Origin of the sequence: Capnocytophaga periodontitidis, from assembly GCF_016126015.1 — a bacterium.
In the GTDB taxonomy this organism is placed as follows: domain Bacteria; phylum Bacteroidota; class Bacteroidia; order Flavobacteriales; family Flavobacteriaceae; genus Capnocytophaga; species Capnocytophaga periodontitidis.
Genome location: NZ_JAEFDB010000001.1, coordinates 370,360 through 389,679 on the forward strand (window position 1 = coordinate 370,360; position 19,320 = coordinate 389,679).

The 19,320-nt window shown below is 35.6% G+C and carries 18 protein-coding genes; 2 read left to right on the plus strand and 16 right to left on the minus strand.

Annotation, left to right across the window (positions count from 1 at the left end):
- Nucleotides 1-58: 58 nt before the first annotated feature.
- A complete protein-coding gene (gene sucD / locus I7X29_RS01780) occupies nt 59-934 on the minus strand; it encodes a succinate--CoA ligase subunit alpha (protein ID WP_198472585.1) in 876 nt (291 codons plus the stop codon).
- Nucleotides 935-1,159: 225 nt separating this feature from the next.
- Here sucD and panD point away from each other — a divergent pair, with 225 nt between their 5' ends.
- Nucleotides 1,160-1,510, plus strand: coding sequence for an aspartate 1-decarboxylase (panD, locus tag I7X29_RS01785; protein ID WP_009751096.1), 351 nt, complete (start codon nt 1,160-1,162; stop codon nt 1,508-1,510).
- A complete protein-coding gene (locus tag I7X29_RS01790) occupies nt 1,507-2,463 on the plus strand; it encodes a lysylphosphatidylglycerol synthase transmembrane domain-containing protein (protein WP_198472586.1) in 957 nt (318 codons plus the stop codon). The genes panD and I7X29_RS01790 overlap by 4 nt, the downstream gene beginning before the upstream one ends.
- Here I7X29_RS01790 and I7X29_RS01795 read toward each other — a convergent pair.
- From I7X29_RS01795 to I7X29_RS01865, 15 genes are all read right to left on the minus strand, one after another.
- On the minus strand, nt 2,393-2,830 hold the full coding sequence (locus tag I7X29_RS01795) for a hypothetical protein (protein ID WP_088594311.1): 438 nt from the start codon (nt 2,828-2,830) through the stop codon (nt 2,393-2,395). The two genes, I7X29_RS01790 and I7X29_RS01795, sit on opposite strands and share 71 nt — an antisense overlap.
- A 3-nt stretch (nt 2,831-2,833) precedes the next feature.
- The gene (locus tag I7X29_RS01800) at nt 2,834-3,394 is read right to left on the minus strand and encodes a hypothetical protein (protein WP_198472587.1); all 561 of its coding nucleotides are present in this window, start codon (nt 3,392-3,394) and stop codon (nt 2,834-2,836) included.
- 33 nt (nt 3,395-3,427) lie between these two features.
- Complete coding sequence (locus I7X29_RS01805; protein WP_198466995.1) at nt 3,428-4,969, minus strand: YifB family Mg chelatase-like AAA ATPase; 1,542 nt, start codon at nt 4,967-4,969, stop codon at nt 3,428-3,430.
- A 72-nt stretch (nt 4,970-5,041) separates the two neighbouring features.
- Nucleotides 5,042-6,334 carry a glycosyltransferase gene (locus I7X29_RS01810; protein ID WP_198472588.1) on the minus strand — a complete coding sequence of 431 codons (1,293 nt, stop codon included), beginning with the start codon at nt 6,332-6,334 and terminating at the stop codon, nt 5,042-5,044.
- A gap of 66 nt (nt 6,335-6,400) precedes the next feature.
- Nucleotides 6,401-7,594 (minus strand): tRNA 2-thiouridine(34) synthase MnmA, encoded by a 1,194-nt coding sequence (mnmA, locus tag I7X29_RS01815; RefSeq protein ID WP_198472589.1) that lies wholly within the window; start codon nt 7,592-7,594, stop codon nt 6,401-6,403.
- Between the two features lies 1 nt (nt 7,595).
- Nucleotides 7,596-9,284, minus strand: coding sequence for a gliding motility-associated ABC transporter substrate-binding protein GldG (gldG, locus tag I7X29_RS01820; protein WP_198472590.1), 1,689 nt, complete (start codon nt 9,282-9,284; stop codon nt 7,596-7,598).
- A complete protein-coding gene (gene gldF / locus I7X29_RS01825) occupies nt 9,281-10,000 on the minus strand; it encodes a gliding motility-associated ABC transporter permease subunit GldF (protein ID WP_198472591.1) in 720 nt (239 codons plus the stop codon). The genes gldG and gldF overlap by 4 nt, the downstream gene beginning before the upstream one ends.
- A 126-nt stretch (nt 10,001-10,126) precedes the next feature.
- Entirely contained in the window at nt 10,127-11,092 is a 966-nt protein-coding gene (locus I7X29_RS01830; RefSeq protein ID WP_198472592.1) for a hypothetical protein, read from the minus strand.
- An 18-nt stretch (nt 11,093-11,110) separates the two neighbouring features.
- Nucleotides 11,111-12,133: a hypothetical protein gene (locus tag I7X29_RS01835; RefSeq protein ID WP_198472593.1), complete on the minus strand. Its 1,023-nt coding sequence runs from the start codon at nt 12,131-12,133 to the stop codon at nt 11,111-11,113.
- A gap of 2 nt (nt 12,134-12,135) precedes the next feature.
- The gene (locus I7X29_RS01840; protein ID WP_198472594.1) at nt 12,136-13,056 is read right to left on the minus strand and encodes a hypothetical protein; all 921 of its coding nucleotides are present in this window, start codon (nt 13,054-13,056) and stop codon (nt 12,136-12,138) included.
- A 12-nt stretch (nt 13,057-13,068) separates the two neighbouring features.
- A complete protein-coding gene (locus I7X29_RS01845) occupies nt 13,069-14,916 on the minus strand; it encodes a hypothetical protein (protein WP_198472595.1) in 1,848 nt (615 codons plus the stop codon).
- A gap of 12 nt (nt 14,917-14,928) precedes the next feature.
- Nucleotides 14,929-15,639, minus strand: coding sequence for a hypothetical protein (locus tag I7X29_RS01850; RefSeq protein ID WP_198472596.1), 711 nt, complete (start codon nt 15,637-15,639; stop codon nt 14,929-14,931).
- A 29-nt stretch (nt 15,640-15,668) separates the two neighbouring features.
- Nucleotides 15,669-16,868 carry an SPFH domain-containing protein gene (locus I7X29_RS01855; protein ID WP_198472597.1) on the minus strand — a complete coding sequence of 400 codons (1,200 nt, stop codon included), beginning with the start codon at nt 16,866-16,868 and terminating at the stop codon, nt 15,669-15,671.
- Nucleotides 16,869-17,284: 416 nt separating this feature from the next.
- Nucleotides 17,285-18,136 (minus strand): hypothetical protein, encoded by an 852-nt coding sequence (locus I7X29_RS01860; protein WP_009751113.1) that lies wholly within the window; start codon nt 18,134-18,136, stop codon nt 17,285-17,287.
- Nucleotides 18,137-18,147: 11 nt separating this feature from the next.
- Entirely contained in the window at nt 18,148-19,158 is a 1,011-nt protein-coding gene (locus I7X29_RS01865) for an aldose epimerase family protein (RefSeq protein WP_198472598.1), read from the minus strand.
- Nucleotides 19,159-19,320: the final 162 nt, after the last annotated feature.

Sequence of the window (19,320 nt, forward strand, 5' to 3'; positions counted from 1 at the left end):
AACTGTCTAAAAAAGTATATGGAACTTTTTAGACAGTAATCAAACAGTTTGAGTATTTCTATTTTTTGAGTATTTCGGCTACTTTTTCACCTATTTTGGCAGGTGAATCGACTACATGGATACCGCATTCTTTTAAAATGCGTTTTTTAGCTTCGGCGGTATCATCGGCACCACCTACAATAGCCCCAGCGTGGCCCATAGTACGTCCTTTAGGAGCTGTTTCGCCTGCAATGAAGCTCACTACAGGTTTTTTGTTACCATTAGCTTTGATCCAACGGGCAGCTTCGGGTTCTAACTGACCTCCTATTTCGCCAATCATTACGATACAATGAGTTTCAGGGTCGTTCATCAGTAGTTCTACAGCTTCTTTGGTAGTAGTTCCGATGATAGGATCGCCTCCTATACCGATAGCTGTAGTAATACCTAAACCTTGACGAACGATTTGATCGGCAGCCTCATAAGTGAGTGTTCCCGATTTGGAGACAATTCCTACGTTGCCTTTTTTGAAGATAAAACCAGGCATAATACCTACTTTAGCTTCCTCAGGAGTAATAACTCCAGGACAATTAGGTCCTACCAAACGGCAATTACGATTTTTGATATAGGCAGCTACTTTTACCATATCAGCAACTGGAATGCCTTCAGTAATAGTAATAATCACTTTGATACCAGCATCGGCAGCTTCCATAATAGCATCGGCAGCAAAAGCAGGAGGTACAAAAATGATAGAAACATCAGCACCTGTAGCTTTTACAGCGTCGGCTACGGTGTTAAATACGGGTTTTCCTAAGTGTGTTTGTCCACCTTTGTTAGGGGTAATACCGCCTACTACATTCGTGCCGTAAGCAATCATTTGCTCAGCGTGAAAAGTACCTTCACTTCCGGTGAAGCCTTGTACAATCACCTTTGAATTTTTATTCACTAATACACTCATTGCGATTAACTTTTAGTTTTAGTTGAAGCAAAGGTAAATGTTTTTTTTGATATATACAATTGTTATGTAATAAAATAAAAAGAATAATATAAAGAAGTTTTATATATTGTTCATAATCAGGTGATTTTGAATTTTAAAATTAATAAATTAACAAAATGATAATTTGACAAATTGGCTAATTGACAAATTATTCCTACTTTTGCCGCGTTTTTTAATACAATAAAAATGCAAATAGAAGTATTGAAATCTAAAATTCACCGTGTGAAAGTTACAGGGGCAGATTTAGATTACATAGGTAGCATTACCATAGATGAAGCTTTGGTAGAGGCTGCAGGAATGATAGAAGGTGAGAAAGTATCAATAGTAAATGTGAATAATGGAGAACGTTTTGATACTTATATCATCAAAGGGAAACGAAATTCAGGAGCTATTGTACTAAATGGACCTGCAGCGCGTAGGGTACAAAGAGGAGATATAGTAATTATCATCTCGTATGCTTTAATGAATTTTGAAGAAGCAAAAACCTTTAAACCTTCTATAATCTTCCCTAATGAACAAACAAATCTTTTGGAATGAAAAAATGGTTAAAGATTACCCTTCCACTATTTGTGGGAGGGTTTTTATGTTGGTATGCTTATCAGCAATTTACTGAAGAACAATTTACTGAGATAAAAAAGACGTTTCTCGTAGCTGATTATTTTTATATAATTTTAGCTGTGTTTTTAGGATTCTTAGCCGATGTATCACGAGCAGTTCGTTGGGAATTGATGTTTAGACCAATGGGGTATAAAACCTCTTTATTACATCGAATAATGGCAGTGTTTATGGGGTATTTAGTAAATGTAACCATACCGCGTTCAGGTGAAGTGTCACGAGCTTTATTAGTAAGCAATTATGATGGAGTACCTTTTGAAAAATCATTTGGGACAATTATCTCTGAACGTGTGATTGATTTACTCTTGTTATTTTTGTTTACCGCTACAGCTTTTGTATTGCAATTTGAGGTGATAAGCAACTTTATACTCTCTAAAATTCCGTTTGAAAAACTCTTATGGATCTTGCTAATAGGAGGGCTATCATTTGTGATTTTCTTATACCTTATATATACTTCAGAACGTAAGTTTTTTATAAAGGTGAAGACGTTTTTAAACGGTATAAAAGAAGGCGTATTTTCAGTGTTAAAAATACGCCATCGTTGGATTTTTTTGGTGCATACATTATTTATATGGGCAATGTACTTTTTGATGTTTTATATTCCTTTCTTCGCCTTACCAGAGACTACTAATATAAGTTTACCAAACGTACTTACAGCTTTTGTCATAGGTAGTTTTGCTATGACTTTCACCAATGCAGGATTTGGTGCTTACTCATTTTTTATAGCAGAAGTATTATATCTCTTTGGAGTTCCAACTCCTATAGGTACTGCTTTTGGATGGCTTGTTTGGACCTCACAATTTGCTATAACACTTCTTCTTGGGGGGGGGGCGTTTGCTTTGCTTCCTTGGCTAAAAGAAAATAACCACAAGTAATGAGCCACGCTATCCAAAAGAGATAAAATCCAAAATGAAAACTGAATTTCATCATCTTATGAGAAGTAGTGGTGAAATCTACATACGAGAGATAGAACCCCACTGCACCTACAACAGCAAGTAAAAGCGCTAAAGCACGAGCAAATCCTGCGCTTACTTTTGAGCGGAAAGTTTGCAGAAATAACAGTAAGATGAATTGTACTATAAATAGCAAGATAGCTGTCTTCCACCACGTTTTAAAAACTGCATATTGGCTGTAAAAAGTACTTACCCCTATCTTACCTATAAATGACATTTTAGAGATAAGGATAGCTGAAATGAGGCTCATTACAGCTTGTATGAGAGTAAGGATACTAAAATTTTTCATAGTTTATTTTTTTATGATTTTCCATCCTGATTTCTCGTTATATTTTAATTTAAACTTTTGAGTAATAAAGTTGCTATTGGGATAGGGGTCTTTTCCAAAACTATAGAAAGGAGTTTTTTCCTTATCTAAAACTACTACACAAGTAGCCATTTTTTCAGTACTTTTTTCGAGAGTTATCTTTTTATTATTTAGTTTGTAGATAATGGTCTTTACTTGAGCACTATTTTTGTTTTGTTTTACTAAATAGGGGAGAGCCTCTTCAGTTAGGGTAGGGGAGATCACATATACACTATCCTTAGAAAACCACTTTTTACGTGTTTTTTCATTGTTGATAGCTATCAATCCCTCATCAGATAATTGCTGAATGCTCTCAATGAGTTCTTTATCCTTATTGGTTACTAATTTTTGTTTATTAGTATTGAATTTGCCGGTTTCATAGAGGGGATTTTCCTCTAAATATTCAGTGATGAGTGTAGTAGCCTCATCAGTATTGATTTTGTTGCTTGTGTTACAAGCTACCAAAGTAATGAAAATGGTAGCTATCGCTATAAGATTTTTTCTCATTGTTATAGTGTATTAACGTTAATTATTCCATTGTTAGTTGTTACCAAACCATCCTTCACGATCTAAACTTCGATACTGGATGGCTTCACCTATGTGATGAGGTTGTACATTTTCAGTACCTTCTAAGTCGGCAATAGTACGAGCTACCTTCAAAATACGATCATAAGCACGTGCGGAGAGGTTGAGTTTCATCATTGCATTTTTTAAAAGTTTTAAAGATTCCTCACTTACTTTACAGAATTTTTGTATTTGTTTAGTATTCATTTGAGCATTGTAATGAATGTGTTCATATTCTTTAAAACGCTCTGTTTGAATGTTACGTGCGGCAATTACTCGCTTGCGTATTTCGCTGCTACTTTCCCCTTTTCGATCATCAGAAAGTTTTTCAAAAGGGACAGGATTGACTTCTATATGAATATCTATTCTATCTAATAGGGGACCTGAAATCTTACTCATATAACGTTGCATTTCGGCAGGAGTAGAGTTTACAGGAGCTTCAGGATCATTGAAATAGCCACTGGGACTGGGGTTCATACTCGCTACTAACATAAATGAAGAAGGGTAGGTGATAGAGAATTTAGCACGCGAAATGGTAACCTCTCTATCCTCTAAAGGCTGACGCATCACTTCTAATACAGCACGTTTAAATTCAGGCAATTCATCAAGGAAAAGTACACCATTATGCGCTAAGGATATTTCACCAGGTTGAGGATATGTACCGCCTCCTACAAGGGCTACATCAGAAATTGTGTGATGTGGACTACGGAAAGGGCGATGACTCATCAAACCTGTATCTTTGATACGACCTACAACACTATGTATTTTAGTAGTTTCGAGAGCTTCATGAAGTGTCATAGGAGGGAGGATACTAGGTAATCTTTTGGCTAACATTGTTTTACCAGAACCAGGAGGACCTATGAGAATGATGTTATGACCTCCTGCAGCGGCTATTTCCATACAACGTTTTACAGTTTCTTGTCCTTTTACATCGGCAAAATCAAACTCAGGGAATTCTAAATTTTTATAAAATTCTTTACGAGTATCCACTACTGTACGAACAAGTTCTCTTTCGCCATTGAAGAAATCAATTACTTCTTTGATATTTTCAACACCATAAACCTCTAAATTATCTACAATTGCCGCTTCTTTGGCGTTTTGAGCAGGCAAAATAAAACCTTTAAAACCTTCTTTACGTGCTTGAATAGCAATAGGGAGTGCTCCTTTAATAGGTTGTAGCCCTCCGTCTAAAGAAAGTTCTCCCATAATGATATATTTTTCTATTTCGTCACTTTGTATTTGTTCGTTCGCAGCCAATATGCCTATTGCAAGACTAAGATCATAGGCTGAACCTTCTTTACGCATATCGGCAGGAGCCATATTGATAGTGATTTTCTTTCCTGGGATTTTATACCCTGTATTCTGTAAGGCAGCAGCAATGCGAAAGTTACTTTCCTTAATAGCAATATCGGGTAGTCCAACAAGGTGATAGCCAATTCCTTTAACAATATTTACTTCTATAGTAATGGTAGTAGCTTCTACTCCAAACACTGCACTTCCGTATACTTTTACTAACATATTCTTCGGTTGATTTATTTTTTTGACAAAAGTAGTATATTTTTTTGAAAAGACAAGTTTTTAGCAGAGAATTTAACTTGAAAGATTATTTTCAATGCACTTAGCCAACCGCTCGGTAAGGGCTTTACGGCTGTATTGTTCTACTTCTTTGGGGTTGGTTTTAAGTGTTTTATGTAGGAATTGATGATAGAACTCTACTATTTTGGCTTTCATCTGAGAAGCATCGGTATATCCCACAAAAGTACCTGTTTGTGTTTCAGTGAGAATAGGTGTAACATCCCAGTTATGAGGTCCTATGGCGAGAATAGGTCGCCCTGAAATCATATATTCAAACAGTTTACCCGCAATAATACCTTGTGTTTCTTCGGAATCTATTTCGATGAGCAACAATACTTGCGATTGCTTTTGCAAACTAATAGCTTCTTGATGGCTAATATAACCTTTATTAATATAATAAGGTGTAAGTCCGTTATGGCGAATATCTTCTTCGATTTCTTCACTTACTTTGCCTGCAAAACAAAGTGTGAAATCTTCGGCAAAATGAGGTTCTTCGCGTATTAATTCGGCTAATATTTTCCACAGTATTTTGGGGTTTCTATCTGATAATAAAGAACCTATGTGCGAAATAAGGAATTTATTGGATAGGGGAGGGGTGATTGTTTTTTCCTCATCGTAACCATTGGTAATCACCTCAATAGGAGTATTGGTAAGCTGCTGAAAGTCTTTTTGCGTCTTGAAACTGGTTGTAATCACCAAGTCTGATTGTTGTAACACTTCTTTTTCCCAATAATGCTGACGTTTATCTGCCCATTTAGTAAGGCGTAAATCTTTGTAATAACCAATAGTTGTCCACGGGTCGCGGAAATCGCTAATCCATTTGAGGTGAGGAATTTGTTTCTTTAACTCATAACCTATAAGGTGTACGCTGTGGGGAGGCGAAGTAGTGATAATAGTTTCTATCTGGTTTTCTTTTATAAACTTATTCAGATACTTTATAGAAGGTTTTATCCAGAATTTACGAGCATCGGGAATAAAGAAATTACCACGTATCCAAAGTAATACTTTATCTAAAATAGAAACTTTTTTGCGCGGAATGATACCCGAACTAATCTTTTGGGTTTTCTTTTTAGAGAATAACGAAGCCCAAGCATAAGGTTCCCATATAGGATGTTTAATAATTTGTATATCAGTAGGCAAATCGTTTCCTATTTCATTGTCGATGATAGGATAAGTTGGGTTTTCAGGAATATATACAATAGGTTCTATATTAAAATCTCGTAAATATTTTACGAATTTTAACCAACGTTGTACACCAGGTCCGCCAGCAGGCGCCCAATAATAAGTGATGATAAGTACCTTTCTCATATCTTTTTCCCTATCTGTTATTTGACATAATATACATTATAACCATTTTACAATAGGTGTTTTTTCCTATGAAATAACACCGCTACCCACTAATTCATCTCCGCTATACCAGGCAGCAAATTGTCCCTCAGTAATAGCACTTTGAGGTTCTGAAAAATGAATATACAAACCGTTTTCGACTTTATATAAAACCGCTTTCTGTAATGGCTGACGATAGCGTATACGTACCATAAACTCTTTCGATTCATATACTTTTAATGCCAAATCTTCGCGAATCCAATGTTCATCAGGGGCTGCGATAAACAAAGCACTGCGGAACAATCCGCGATGAGTGTGTCCTTGTCCCGTATAGATGATATTCTTCTCAATATCAGTTTCTATGATAAACAAAGGTTCTTTAGTTCCTCCCACATTTAAGCCTTTGCGTTGCCCTTTAGTAAAATAATGAGCCCCTTGATGGATACCTACTTTTTTACCGTCTTCGGGACGATAAACAAAACGTTGTGACAAATACTCCAATTCGCCTTCATAAGTTTCAAAAGTGCGTGGCATATCAAAGTCAGTATATCCTTTCCAATCATTGGGGATTTCAATAATATCGCCTTGTTTGGGTTGTAGTTTTTGTTGTAGGAACTCGGGCAAACGCACTTTTCCTACAAAGCAAAGTCCCTGAGAATCTTTTTTATCAGCGGTTATCAAATCTTGAGCTTTGGCAATGGCTCTCACTTCCGATTTCTGCAATTCTCCAATAGGGAAAAGTACTTTACTGAGTTGGTCTTGTGAAAGCTGACATAGGAAATACGATTGGTCTTTATTTTTATCTTTCCCCGATAGCAATCGATAGATTTTTTCACCATTTATCTCTATTTCTTCTTTGCGACAATAGTGTCCTGTTGCTACGTAATCGGCGACTAAACTAAGGGCAAGCTTCATAAAGACATCAAACTTGATTTCGCGATTACATAACACATCGGGATTGGGCGTTCTACCGTGTTCATATTCATTGAACATATAATCGACAATACGGGCTTTGTAGGGTTCACTCATATCCACTGTTTGGAATGGAATACCGAGCTTTTCGGCTACTAAAAGCGCATCGTTACTATCTTCTAACCAAGGACATTCGTCGGAAATAGTAACTGAATCATCGTGCCAATTCTTCATAAAAAGGCCTATTACCTCATAACCTTGTTCTTTTAACAAATAGGCAGCTACACTACTGTCTACCCCTCCGCTAAGTCCTACTACTACTCTTTTCATTTTATCCTCTCTTTATGTTCTTCTTCCTATAAAAATATAATACTGATAGCATTACCAATATCAAAAGCAATAATGGATACACAAATACTTTTACTTGCCAACTGCTGGCACTTTCGGCTACTTTTTCCTTATCTAAGAAAGCCAATTGTACTTTCTTATTACGCAAACTCAAAAACTCAGTATCGTCTAAGAGGTAGTTTAAAGCATTCTGCAAGAATGCTTTATTATCATAATATTTGTTTGTCCATTTATCAAATCCGAGTTCTAAGGGAATATTATTTTTGCTATCTATATCGTTTTTGATAATATCGCCATCAGCCACTACAAGCATTTTAGTAGGTTTGCTTCTATCAGCTTTTTCTTTAAGGTCTATGGGACGAATACGGTCTTTATAAACTGAGTTAAACTCTCCTTCCAAAAGCACTGCTAAGGGAATATTTCCGTGTTTGTAGGCTTCTTTATTCTGGTTATTGGGGTCGAAGCGCAAGTTGATTTCGCGTGGGGTGCCATCTGCTTTTGAGAAAGGTGAACTAGCGAGAAGCACTGTTTTCTTCACACCATTTTTCAGCGTATCAATGCTATTGGCAAACTGAAACCTGACGGCATCTAAATGATTGTTGATAAGGTGATTATTGCCTGAAATCACCAGTGGATTATACACCCAAGGAATAGGCATATAACGGGTTTGAGAACCATCGCCTGTGGCTACAATGATTTCAGAAAAGTACAAATCGTTTACCAAAGTGTAATTGATACGGAAACCATATTGGAAAAACATATCAGTAAGGTTTAGATTGACGGGCATTGCCATTGTCATTCCACCTGTTTTGTACATATCTTCTAAGGAAACCGCTACATTGTCAATCAGCCATAGAGCACGACCGCCATTCATTATATACTGGTCTACGACCTGTTTTTGGGCATCGGTGAAAGGCTCAGTAGGCTTAGGTACGAGTAGTAAATCGAATTTTTCGAGGTCGTGTAGAGTCTTCTCGGGGTTGGTAGCCACTGAATCGAGGGTGAAAGGTGCTATAAAGTAGTATTCGCGCGCTGTTTTGAGGAAGTCGGCCATATAGATATCTTTCAAAGCACCATTACTTCTGAGCACTGCGATTTTCTTCTTTTTATCTAAGGCAAACTTATAGAGCGCATCGGTAAAATTGTATTCCAATTTCTGTACTGAGTTCTGTACCTGCTCTTGGTCGGTAGAGCCGAGTTTGTTCACAAAGAGACGAACGCGCTCACTCTTCTTACCATCACTAATGACTGCCCACGGGAAAATATACTCAATAGAAGATTTTCCCGCTTCATTTTGAGTGATTTGCAAGGGCTGGTAGCCATTATTTATCAGTTCTTGAATCACACTTTCGGGGTGCTCCTCCCCTTCTAATGGATTTACAAAATTGACGATAATGTTGTTATTGGCAACAGCATACTCGTCTAATAACTGAATTGTTTCAGTCTGTAATTTCTTAAATTCGGTAGGGATATTGCCTTTGAGCAATACATCAATCACGATAGGATTCTGTATTTTAGCAAGTGTTTTCTTGCTCACCTCCGAGAGCGTATAACGTTTGTCTTGAGTGAGGTCTATCCGCGTGTGCCATTGTTTGGCTATATAATTAATTGCAAGGAGGCAAACTAAGGCTATAACTACCTTGCTAATAGAGTTTTGAAAGAGTTTTTTCATCGTTTGTAGGCTTTGAGTGATAAGGTAGTGAGATATATGAAAAATGAGATAACAGAGAGGAAATACACGATATTTCGGGTGTCAAGCACTCCCCTACTGATAGCATCGAAATGCGTTTGGAAGCCTACCCCACCAAAATCTTCGGGGGCTACAAAGGCAATAAGTTGGTCGATACCAAAGAAGAAAAAGAAGCACAGAAAGGCCGCTAACACAAAGGAAATGATTTGGTTACTACTTATAGACGACGCCCATAAGCCTACTGAGGCAAAAGTGGCTACCAGCAAAAACAAGGCAATGTAAGACCCTACAGTGCCAGCTATATCTAAGTTGCCTACGGGGTTGCCCAACACCCATACCATATAGACGTACAGGGCTGACGGCAAAAGGATTACAAAGAGTAAGAAGAGAATACCCAAGTACTTGCCGAGCACCATTTGCAGGGTGCTGACCGGTTTGGTGAACAAAAGGGCTAACATACCGCTTTTTTTCTCTTCGGAGATGCTTCTCATCGTAATGGCGGGTACTAAAAAGACGAAAACCCAAGATGAAAGCCTAAAAAAAGGCAACATATCGGCGAAACCAGCATTGAAAATGTTGTAATCTGTTTTAAAGACCCATAGGAACAAGCCGTTGAGCACGATAAAGAGCCCAATGATAGTAAGACCAATGGGCGAAGTGAAGAAATAACGAATTTCTTTTTTGAATAGTGCGTACATTTTTATAGTTAAGAGGTAAGAGATAAAAGGTAAAGAGTTGTGAATGTAACTTACCTTTATTCTTAGCGATTTTTCAGAGGGCAAAAATACAAAAATAAAATAACACTACAACAAAAAAGAGTAAGACTACTTATTTAACTGTGAAATATCAAACTTGCCATCAATATCTTGAACACTTATTTTTCCATTGAGAATATCAAAAAAGAAGTCACGGATTTTATTAAGAGTAAGAGTTGCTGCATTACCATTTTTATCTACTCCTAAATCATAAGTTTTGAGAAGCTGATCTCCTAAACTTGCTGCAGCAAGTAAGAAATGGTTTTCAAACTTATCGGTATCTATCAAATCTACAGCTAATACTTTGCCTACAACAGTATAACTGCGAAGAGTTTTCTGTATTTCGTTATTTACAAGAGTGCTTTTTACCTCGTCGGTTTCAATATCCATTGTTATTTTTCCTGAATTAGGTGTTTGCGGTAATCCTTTGTAGAGAGCACCTAAATCGGCTAAACTGAGGTTGTATAGTTGTGCATCGGCAGTAGCAAGCATTTTTTCTATAGAAAAAGCACTTGGAAGTAATAGATACACAGATCCTTCTATACGTATAGAAGGAGTGTTGAATGTGCCAACCACACTGTTTTTCAAGTCTATTTGTTGAGTAGCGAATACTCCTCCACACACGACACAATTATCTAACACAATTTCATCGGCATAGATGCTACCTGCTATAAAAGCATTGTAAAGAGTTACGCTTTTAGCATTGATGTCGGAATGAAATGTAAGTTTTAATTTATCAGCTCTTGAAACAATAGAGTTAGCAGACCCTACACTTTTTTGGAAAGCTACATTTCCTTGAGCTTCACTATTCACATAGAGTTCTAATTGAGTAAAGACGGCACCTTGAATTTCTAAGTCTCCATTTTGTATTTCGAGTTTATGGGCGTATACAGGGCCTTCTATCACTGTATCTCCTTGTACTGTAATGGTACGAGTGAGCTCTGCTACTTTTTCAGGTAATATGCTTCCTTTTACTAAATTGTCCTTTAGTTGTATATTGTTTTCGTTAAACCGAATTTCTTTTAATTCTTTCATTATAAGGTGATTTTATGGTTATATACATTCTATTTCATTGAGTTGTAGCATTTTTAAAATATGAGCTTTCACTCGTGAACTATGCTCATCGATATTGGAATAACGATTATCTACTTCAATGTTGAAATACCTTTCAATCTGTACGGTGTTTTCTTCAGGTAATTTATACCAATTCTGCTTCAAAAAGTTATCTATAAGCTCATTTGTTGGCATCTGAGGAATAAACTCTTGTTGATATAGCTTTTTATCTATTTGTTTTTGTTCATTTTCCGTTTCTATAAAACAAATAGGAGTGTATGCTGTAGCATTTTTGCTTTCTTTTAGCATATTTAGGTTGATAAGCTCTTCTAACTGTTTTTGTTTTTGCAAAAAAGTATTAACCTTTTCAATAGTATCAAGTGCTCTTTTTTTGGCTACTGAAGCACTGACTTGCGCTACTAATTCAGCTTCCTCTTTGGCAAAAATAGTTACAGTACTCACTAAATCGTTCTCACAAGCACGATTGTTTTGTTGATTGCTTTGTTTGCTGAAAGTAAAGGCAGGTTTATTCAGTTCATATATGCGATTAGAGAGTTCATTATTCAGATCTTCAAAAGTTTTTAAATAGCGTTTAGCAATGCTATTGTAATCTCTTTCCATCTGCTTTTGCTTCTCTACACAACGTTGGGCAAGTCCGCGCAAATGTATGAGCGTTGCATCAACTTGTGATTGTAGTTCTGCTATTTGCTGAGTAATTTCTGAACGGATTGTACTGAAAAAACCTTTAATGATGGCACCACTTACTTTTTTAGCATTGGTATTTATTGAAGCTATTTGAGCAACTTCGGTAGCTACAACAGCTTCTGTAAGTCCACCTACCGATTGGTTACAATCATTGATACTTTTTTCAAAAGGATCTGTATCTACTTCTACATTTACCTCTATTTCCTCAGTTACAGTGCCACTGTAACTTACACTACCTCCATTTTGTGAAGGGCCATACGACACACTCCCTGAATAGGGAATCCTCACGGTTTTTCTAATGGTTTTAGTATAACTCATAGCTATTCGTTTTTAATGGTTTGGAAATGAGTTGCTGTAAAAAGTTTGTTAGCCATATCTTTCACTCGTTGTGAGGTATTGCTAGTTGCAAGCATCTTACTAAATTCACTTTTTACTTCTTGGTGAGGCTCGCAGGCATCATTCCATACTAATTGTTCTAAGTGTTGATTTAGTATATTTTTCATTGCTGATTGTACAGAGGCGTTAAGTTGTTCTTTACAGACAATTACTTCAAGTTTTTTATTATCAAAGCTGTCGAAATTGGATTCACATACTAAGATAGGTATAAGTAATGTTGTATTTTGAACTTTTTCATTTTTTAGTAATACACGTTCTGATAATTTTTTTTGCTCAGAAGTATTCGCTAAAAAGTTAGTCATTGACTCAATCACTTTTTCTGCACGATATTTTATATTAGATATTACAATCTGCTGACTTGTAATGAGTGATTCTAACTGAGAAATAGGTACTGTGGCAGCTAAGTATTTAGTTCTATTTGATACTTTTTCTACTTCTTGAACTGCAAAATTAAACACAGGACGGTCAAGTTCTAAAATGCGTTGTTTGAGATTTTGGTTTATTTCGTTGAATAGTTTTAAATATCTGTCAGAAAGCATATTGTAATTGCGTTCCATACGATTTTTAATTGCTAAGAGTTGTTTGCGCTGTGTGTTGAGTTGCATCAGTTGTGAATCGACTTCGCTTTGTAGTTTTGCTATTTTTTGAGATATTTGGGAACACATAAGGGTATAAAATCCTCTGTTTACATTTCTGCATACCATATCAGCTGCTTGTTGTTCAGCTAAAACTATAGCAGCTTTCATTGCTACCACGGCTGTGGTAGTGTCATTTATCTGATAGGAGACAGATTTTATTTCTTCTGCCATTGGTTGGGTGTCTACTACACAATCAATTCGAGCCATAATTCTATAGTTTTATTTGTTATTACTGAAATTATTCAAATTGTTGAGTGCATTTTTAGCTATAGCAGGTAAGTTTAATGAAATGTGTTCAAAAGTAACTTCCTCTACATTAGGCACAGGTGGTAATTCAGATGTTTTAGCAAAAAGTGGATTTACAAGAGCAAGAGGTCTTCGGCGATTGTCTAAGTCATGCACTTCATTAGTAGCTACCGCTATTTCATTAGAGTACCCGTCGCGCAATTTAGCATCGTAATACTCTATATGTCCAAACTTCATAGCTTTGAGTTCTATATCCTCTTTTAGGCGTTCCATATATTCCTCGAAGTTATCTTGTATTGTTTTAAATTCTTGAGATTGCATCTCAAAAGCAGCAAGAGTTTCAGCTGAATTGTCGGTTACATTCACTACTGCACTGTTTAAGTTATCTTCTGTTTGTATCATACTATCTTCAGTGCGTTGGTAAGAAATCAAAGTGTTGTATTCAGCTACGTATTTTCGCAAATTTTCTTGCATTAAGTTGATGATATCGGCACTTTCCAATCGGTTTGAGCGATAGAAAGCTTCGGTATCTTTATGCCACTCATTTAGATAATGTGTTTTTTGGTCGTGAATATGATTGTAGATTTTGAGGCGTTCCAATCGGTTTTCTTGCATTAAGTTTTGTACCATAGGAGCTACAATTTCTTCATAGATTTGATGTACTCCAAAAGGAAGATTGGTAGTGCTACCATCTTCTGCAGTCCACATTCCTGAAGTTAGGTTGTAATACACACGAGAACTCTGTTTTAGATGGAAAGGAATGTACTCTTGTACAGATTCGCTATAATCAAACTTCTCATTGCGAATACGTTCTATTTCTTCGTGTTCTAAAATAGGTGAATAATGATTATAAGGAGATTTCAAGAGTTGATATAACACTTTGTTAGAAGTAGTAATCAATTTGTTAGCTGAAGCTACTTTCAGTGCTGAAATAGCTTGTACAGAAGTAGCTATAGTAAGCATCAAACTCTTTAATATATTTTCGAATTGCTCAGTTTTATTAGATAAAGAATCTCTTAGTTGATTGATTTCCTGAAATTTGTTGATACTATCGGCATATCGTTCTTTGTTGAAAACAGGAATTATAACAGCACCCTGTGGAACATTATCGGTGGCATATTCATTCAGGTAAGCTAAATACTCGCTCTTATTAGCTACTAAAGGCAAAGATACTGAAGTAGTGTTCAAATCATCCACACAATAGGAAATGGTACGCAATGAACGTTCTAAACTTCCAAAATAATCGTGTTGATTGATTTTTTGGAATGAAGTAGAGTATTGGTCAGTTTCAATAGTTTCAGTATCGTAAGAAGTTTCTACTATAGGAGCTTGTTCTGATAGTTTTTCAAGTTTTTCAATGGTTTCAATTAGTAAATCGTTTTGACGAGGGATTTGAAGTACAACTTCAGATTCGTCTACTTGTCCTGTATAATCTACTATAAAACTTTTATCAGTGTATTTTATTTGTTCAGCAATAGGAACATAGGCTAAACCAAGTTTGGTTACTTTGTAATCTCTAAAGATTTCGCTATGTTGTTTCTTGAACTCAGCAATACGTATTTCTTTGTCGGCAATTTCTTTTTCAAGGGTATTTTTTTTAATATAATACACAAAGAAAAATATTAAGGTGAGAAACCATACCCAAAGTCCATCCATTTGTTTTTGCAACATTGTTTTTTCTTCTTCCAAAATTGCAATTTGTTTTTCGATACGTTCCTCTTCGGCTACTATTTTTTCAGCAGCTGCACTATAATAATCTAATAGTACTTTAGCTTGATCGTGATAGATACTATCGGATTCTGAAAAGATTTTTCCTAACATATTTTTGGTTTTTTAAATTGAATAGACTGATTTTCTGTTTTGATATAACATTTCCATTTTTTTTAGATGATTTTCAATGGTTGTTGTATTGTACTTATAATTACTGATAACGATTAACATATTGTTAGCTTCTTGGCAAAAAAGATTTTCTATTTCACGAGCTTCTATTGTATTTGCAGGTGAAATGTATCGCAAGTTTTCATTTAAAGAATTAATTCGGTGTACAAGATTTTCTGGTAAATTGGGGAGTGTACTGATTTGTATTTTTAAATTGTTCATTACTTGTTTCATTTCAGAAACACCTGACCTAATACTGTTTTCAGAGATAGGCACCTCCCCTACTCTATCGGTTGCTGATAATACAGCAATCATACCTAAAATTAGTAAGAAAATAAGGATTGCTTGTATAACGAATTGCAGGACAAAGAACCAACTGAAGAATATATTAGCACATAACATTACTCCTATTGCAGCAAAGGCATAAATCCAAGTGAAAAACCATCTTACTCCCAATGAACCTACTTCAATAGACTGTTGTTTTCCTAAACGTATACAAGGGAAGAGTACGTCAACAAAAAATAAGGCATAGACTAATGAGGCTACTACAATATTTAGAATAAGTATATTCGTAGCTAAATTTGTACCCAATAACAGAAAGGCTGTTATCAACAATATTTCACCTAAAACTAAGGCTATTAATGATAATTTTCGACGTGTATTCATTTTGTTACCTATTATTTGTTTGATGAATATTATCGTTTATTCCCACATTTTGGACAAAACTTTGCTGAAGGAGGGAATACAGTTCCACAACGATTACAAACATCGGCTATAGTTTGCTCAGGAGTAGTATTGTTTGTTTGTTGTAATTGGGTGCCACAACTCACACAACGCTTGGCATTAGTATCGTTGTCGGCACCACAATTAGGACAAGGATTGTAAGGATTGCCACAATGAGGGCAAAAACTACTATTACTTGGATATTTTTTCGCACAATTAGAACAGAAAACCATTTTTATAGGAGCTTGTTCTCCTTGTTGTTCTCCTTGTTGATTACCTCCAAAAGTAGGTTGGTTATACTGAGGTTGCATCATTCCTCCTGCCATTCCAGAATTATTCATACCTCCTATCATACTCATTGCCATTAATCCTCCTAATAAACCTCCATTGCCATTTCCGAATCCTTCAATCGCATTGTTGGCAGTATTGAACATTTGCTCTTGTTGCCAAGTGTGTCCTGTAATTGACATTGAGGCTTGGGTAGCAATCGCCTCAGCTACCTTTCTACCTTCTTCAGTAGATTTATCAATATCGATATTAGTGATATTGAATTGAAGGAGTTCTAAACCTAAGTTCGTCCAAAAAGGATTGAGTACATTTTTGAGATAGCCTGATAATTCATCTAAAAAAGCTGAAATATATTTATACCCTACCCGATGTTTGATAACATATTGGGCTATTTGTGATTTTGTTTTAGTAGAGAATTCTCCAAAAAATTGATTTGTAAGGTCATCTTGTGTAAATTCAGATTTTGTGCCTACAACTTTAAGGAGGAATATTTCGGAGTCGTTTACTTTCAAACCATATCTACCAACGGCTACAAGGGGTAATTGGGTGTTATAATCAGGGTCGTGTATGGGCATTCCACTCACATTCCAATCAATACTAAACGATTGAACTTTGTTTACGAACCATACTTCTGCAGTAAAGGGATTTTTTCCTCCGAAAGGAATTCCGAATAAATTACGCAAAATGGGTATATTTTCAGTGTTGAGGGTGTACTTTCCAGGTCCAAATTTTCCTATGATTTGCCCTTTAGAAAACAATACAGCTTCTTGAGATTCTTGTACAATTAGTTGGGTATAAGTAGCTAAATTAGTTTCGGGGAATTTCCAAGCATAAACGACTCTACTACCTTGAGGAGACCAGCTCACGACATCAATTATAGCCATAATCTTTAATGTTTTTTGTTATACACTACTACATTATTATTACTTTGCAAAGGTAATAAAAATCACAAATATTTAATATTTCTTTAATAAAAAATATAATTGTCTATTTTTTTTCTACATTAACGAATTGATGAATTATATAAGTGAGAACTACAAAACGGAACACAGCCGATGACAAAAATAAAGTTTAAGACCTCTATACCCACAAAGGCAAAGTCTAAAGTGAAGTTTTTGATGAGAGGGCGATAAACTCTCTTTTTTGGGAGCAACACCATTCCCTTTTAAAACTATTTTGGGTATAAAGCGAGAATATCCTATGAGGTGTGTTTGCTATCAAATGAAATCCGATTTGTAGTTTTCTAAATAAGTACAAAGCAAATCTGTTATAAGTTAACTATTTTGTTTTGTTCCTAACCTTATTTTTTTAGTAGCCTTCCAATAGTTTCTTTGTAAACATTTGGTACTACTATTCTGTAATTAGCAATAGTTTCTTTGAGTTTAGTAAGCTCTGCAGTCTTTTCTACAACCAAAGCATTTACTTTTGCTTGACGTTCTTGTAACAAGCATTGTAACTCTTGTTCATATTGCAATTTACAATTGTTCTGGTAAGTACGGAATTGTGTTTTATAGAAGTTTACTTCACTTTCGTACTCACGATGTTCAGCCAGAAGCTGTTCTTGTAACTGTTGTAGTTCAGAGAGTTCGTACAAAGGAGTGTTTTTAACCTTGAAGACTTGCTCGCCTACTTCTTTAAAGGTAATAAGTTCTTTTTTATTGAGTTGGTTACGTACCTCATCAAAATTATGAATGTATTTTCCTATATGAGCAGCTTTAGCTTCTGCCTCTTTATAACAAACCATATCTTCTAAGGAAAGAGTTTTGAGATAATCGTCGATAGTCACGTTTTTAAGCAGATTGAGCGGTTCATAATCAATAGGTTTAACCTCCTCTTCAGCTTTGACAAGTATTTCGTTTAGTTTTTTGTTGACTATTTCTAAACGATTATCTTTTTCTTTGATAGCCGATCGTAAATAAGCTGAAATGGCATATAATGAGCCGATTTCATTGAGTTTACCACCTATATCATCTACCTTTGTGAAAGTATCTAAAGGTTCTCCATCAATGCTGGAGGTATGAGTTTCAATAGAGCTAACAAGATCTTGAATGGGTTTTAGTCGTTCTTTAATACGCTCACATACATAATTAGCCTCTGAGGATGTAAGCCCAGAGACATTAAAATACGGATTTTTAGTTGCTAAATATTTCATTTTTTCACTTGCTATTTTTTATCTATTACTTGGAATTTAAACTCTGTGAAAAACTCATATACCTCATTGGGTAGTAGCACTACATTGTTGAACTGAGGATGTTTAGTAGCATCGGCATAGCCTTGAGCCTCAAAGCAGATACCTTTGTTTTGCCCTAAAGTTTTGCGGTGTGCAGGATGTAACTCTGGCAAATAATAACCTGCATAGATGTGTAACACAGGATGATTGGTACGTACTTGCATTTTTAAAGTTCCCTCTCCATTAATGAGAGTTGCCATTACCTCGTCAGCAGATATTTCACGTATAAAGGAATTATCGGTGTGAGGATATACATTCTGTCCGTTGCGGTAATCTAAAGGTGTACCTACAACAGAAGGGCGCTCGCCAGTAGGCGTGAAAAAACCTTCCTCTAAAGGAACGTATTTTTCAGCTTTTATTTGTAGTGTGTTGTTGAGAACATTATTATCATTCTCATTGAGGTTGAAATAAGTGTGTTGAGTTAAGTTGAGTATAGTAGGGGCAGTAGTGATTCCGTGGTAATCTATTCGTAAACGATTATCAGCAGTAAGCATATAAGTAACTAATACAGTTACCTCACCAGGGTAGCCTTCTTCACCTTCTTTACTAACATATCGTAAAGTTACAGAAGAATTTTCACCTTTTACTTGATCAATCACTTCCCAAAATACACTATCAAAGCCTATAAAGCCTCCGTGTATTTGGTTTTCACCCAAATTGCAACGTAGTTGTATTTCTTTTCCTTCGATAATTACCTTTCCATACTTAATACGTCCTGCATTACGACCGATGATTGCTCCTAAATAAGGGTATTCAGCTCGATAAGTATCACTTACATATTCTTCAAAGGTATCAAATCCTAATACACATTCTACTATTTTCCCATTTACTGGTACTTTTATGGAGTTAATGATTCCACCAAAGTTCATTATACTTACCTCCATTCCGTTAGCATTGCGCAAGTTAATGATTTGTAATTGTTCTTTATGATATACTTTTTTCATTATTAAGCTTATTTTGGCCACAAATGTATGAAATAATTAAGAATTATAGTCAAAAAAAATAAAATTTAGAGAAGCTATGAATTTTTTTGATAACATATATACTCATAAAAAGAAGTTAGAGCTGTCTCTAACTCTTAAATTCTGATTGTCTAATAGATACTT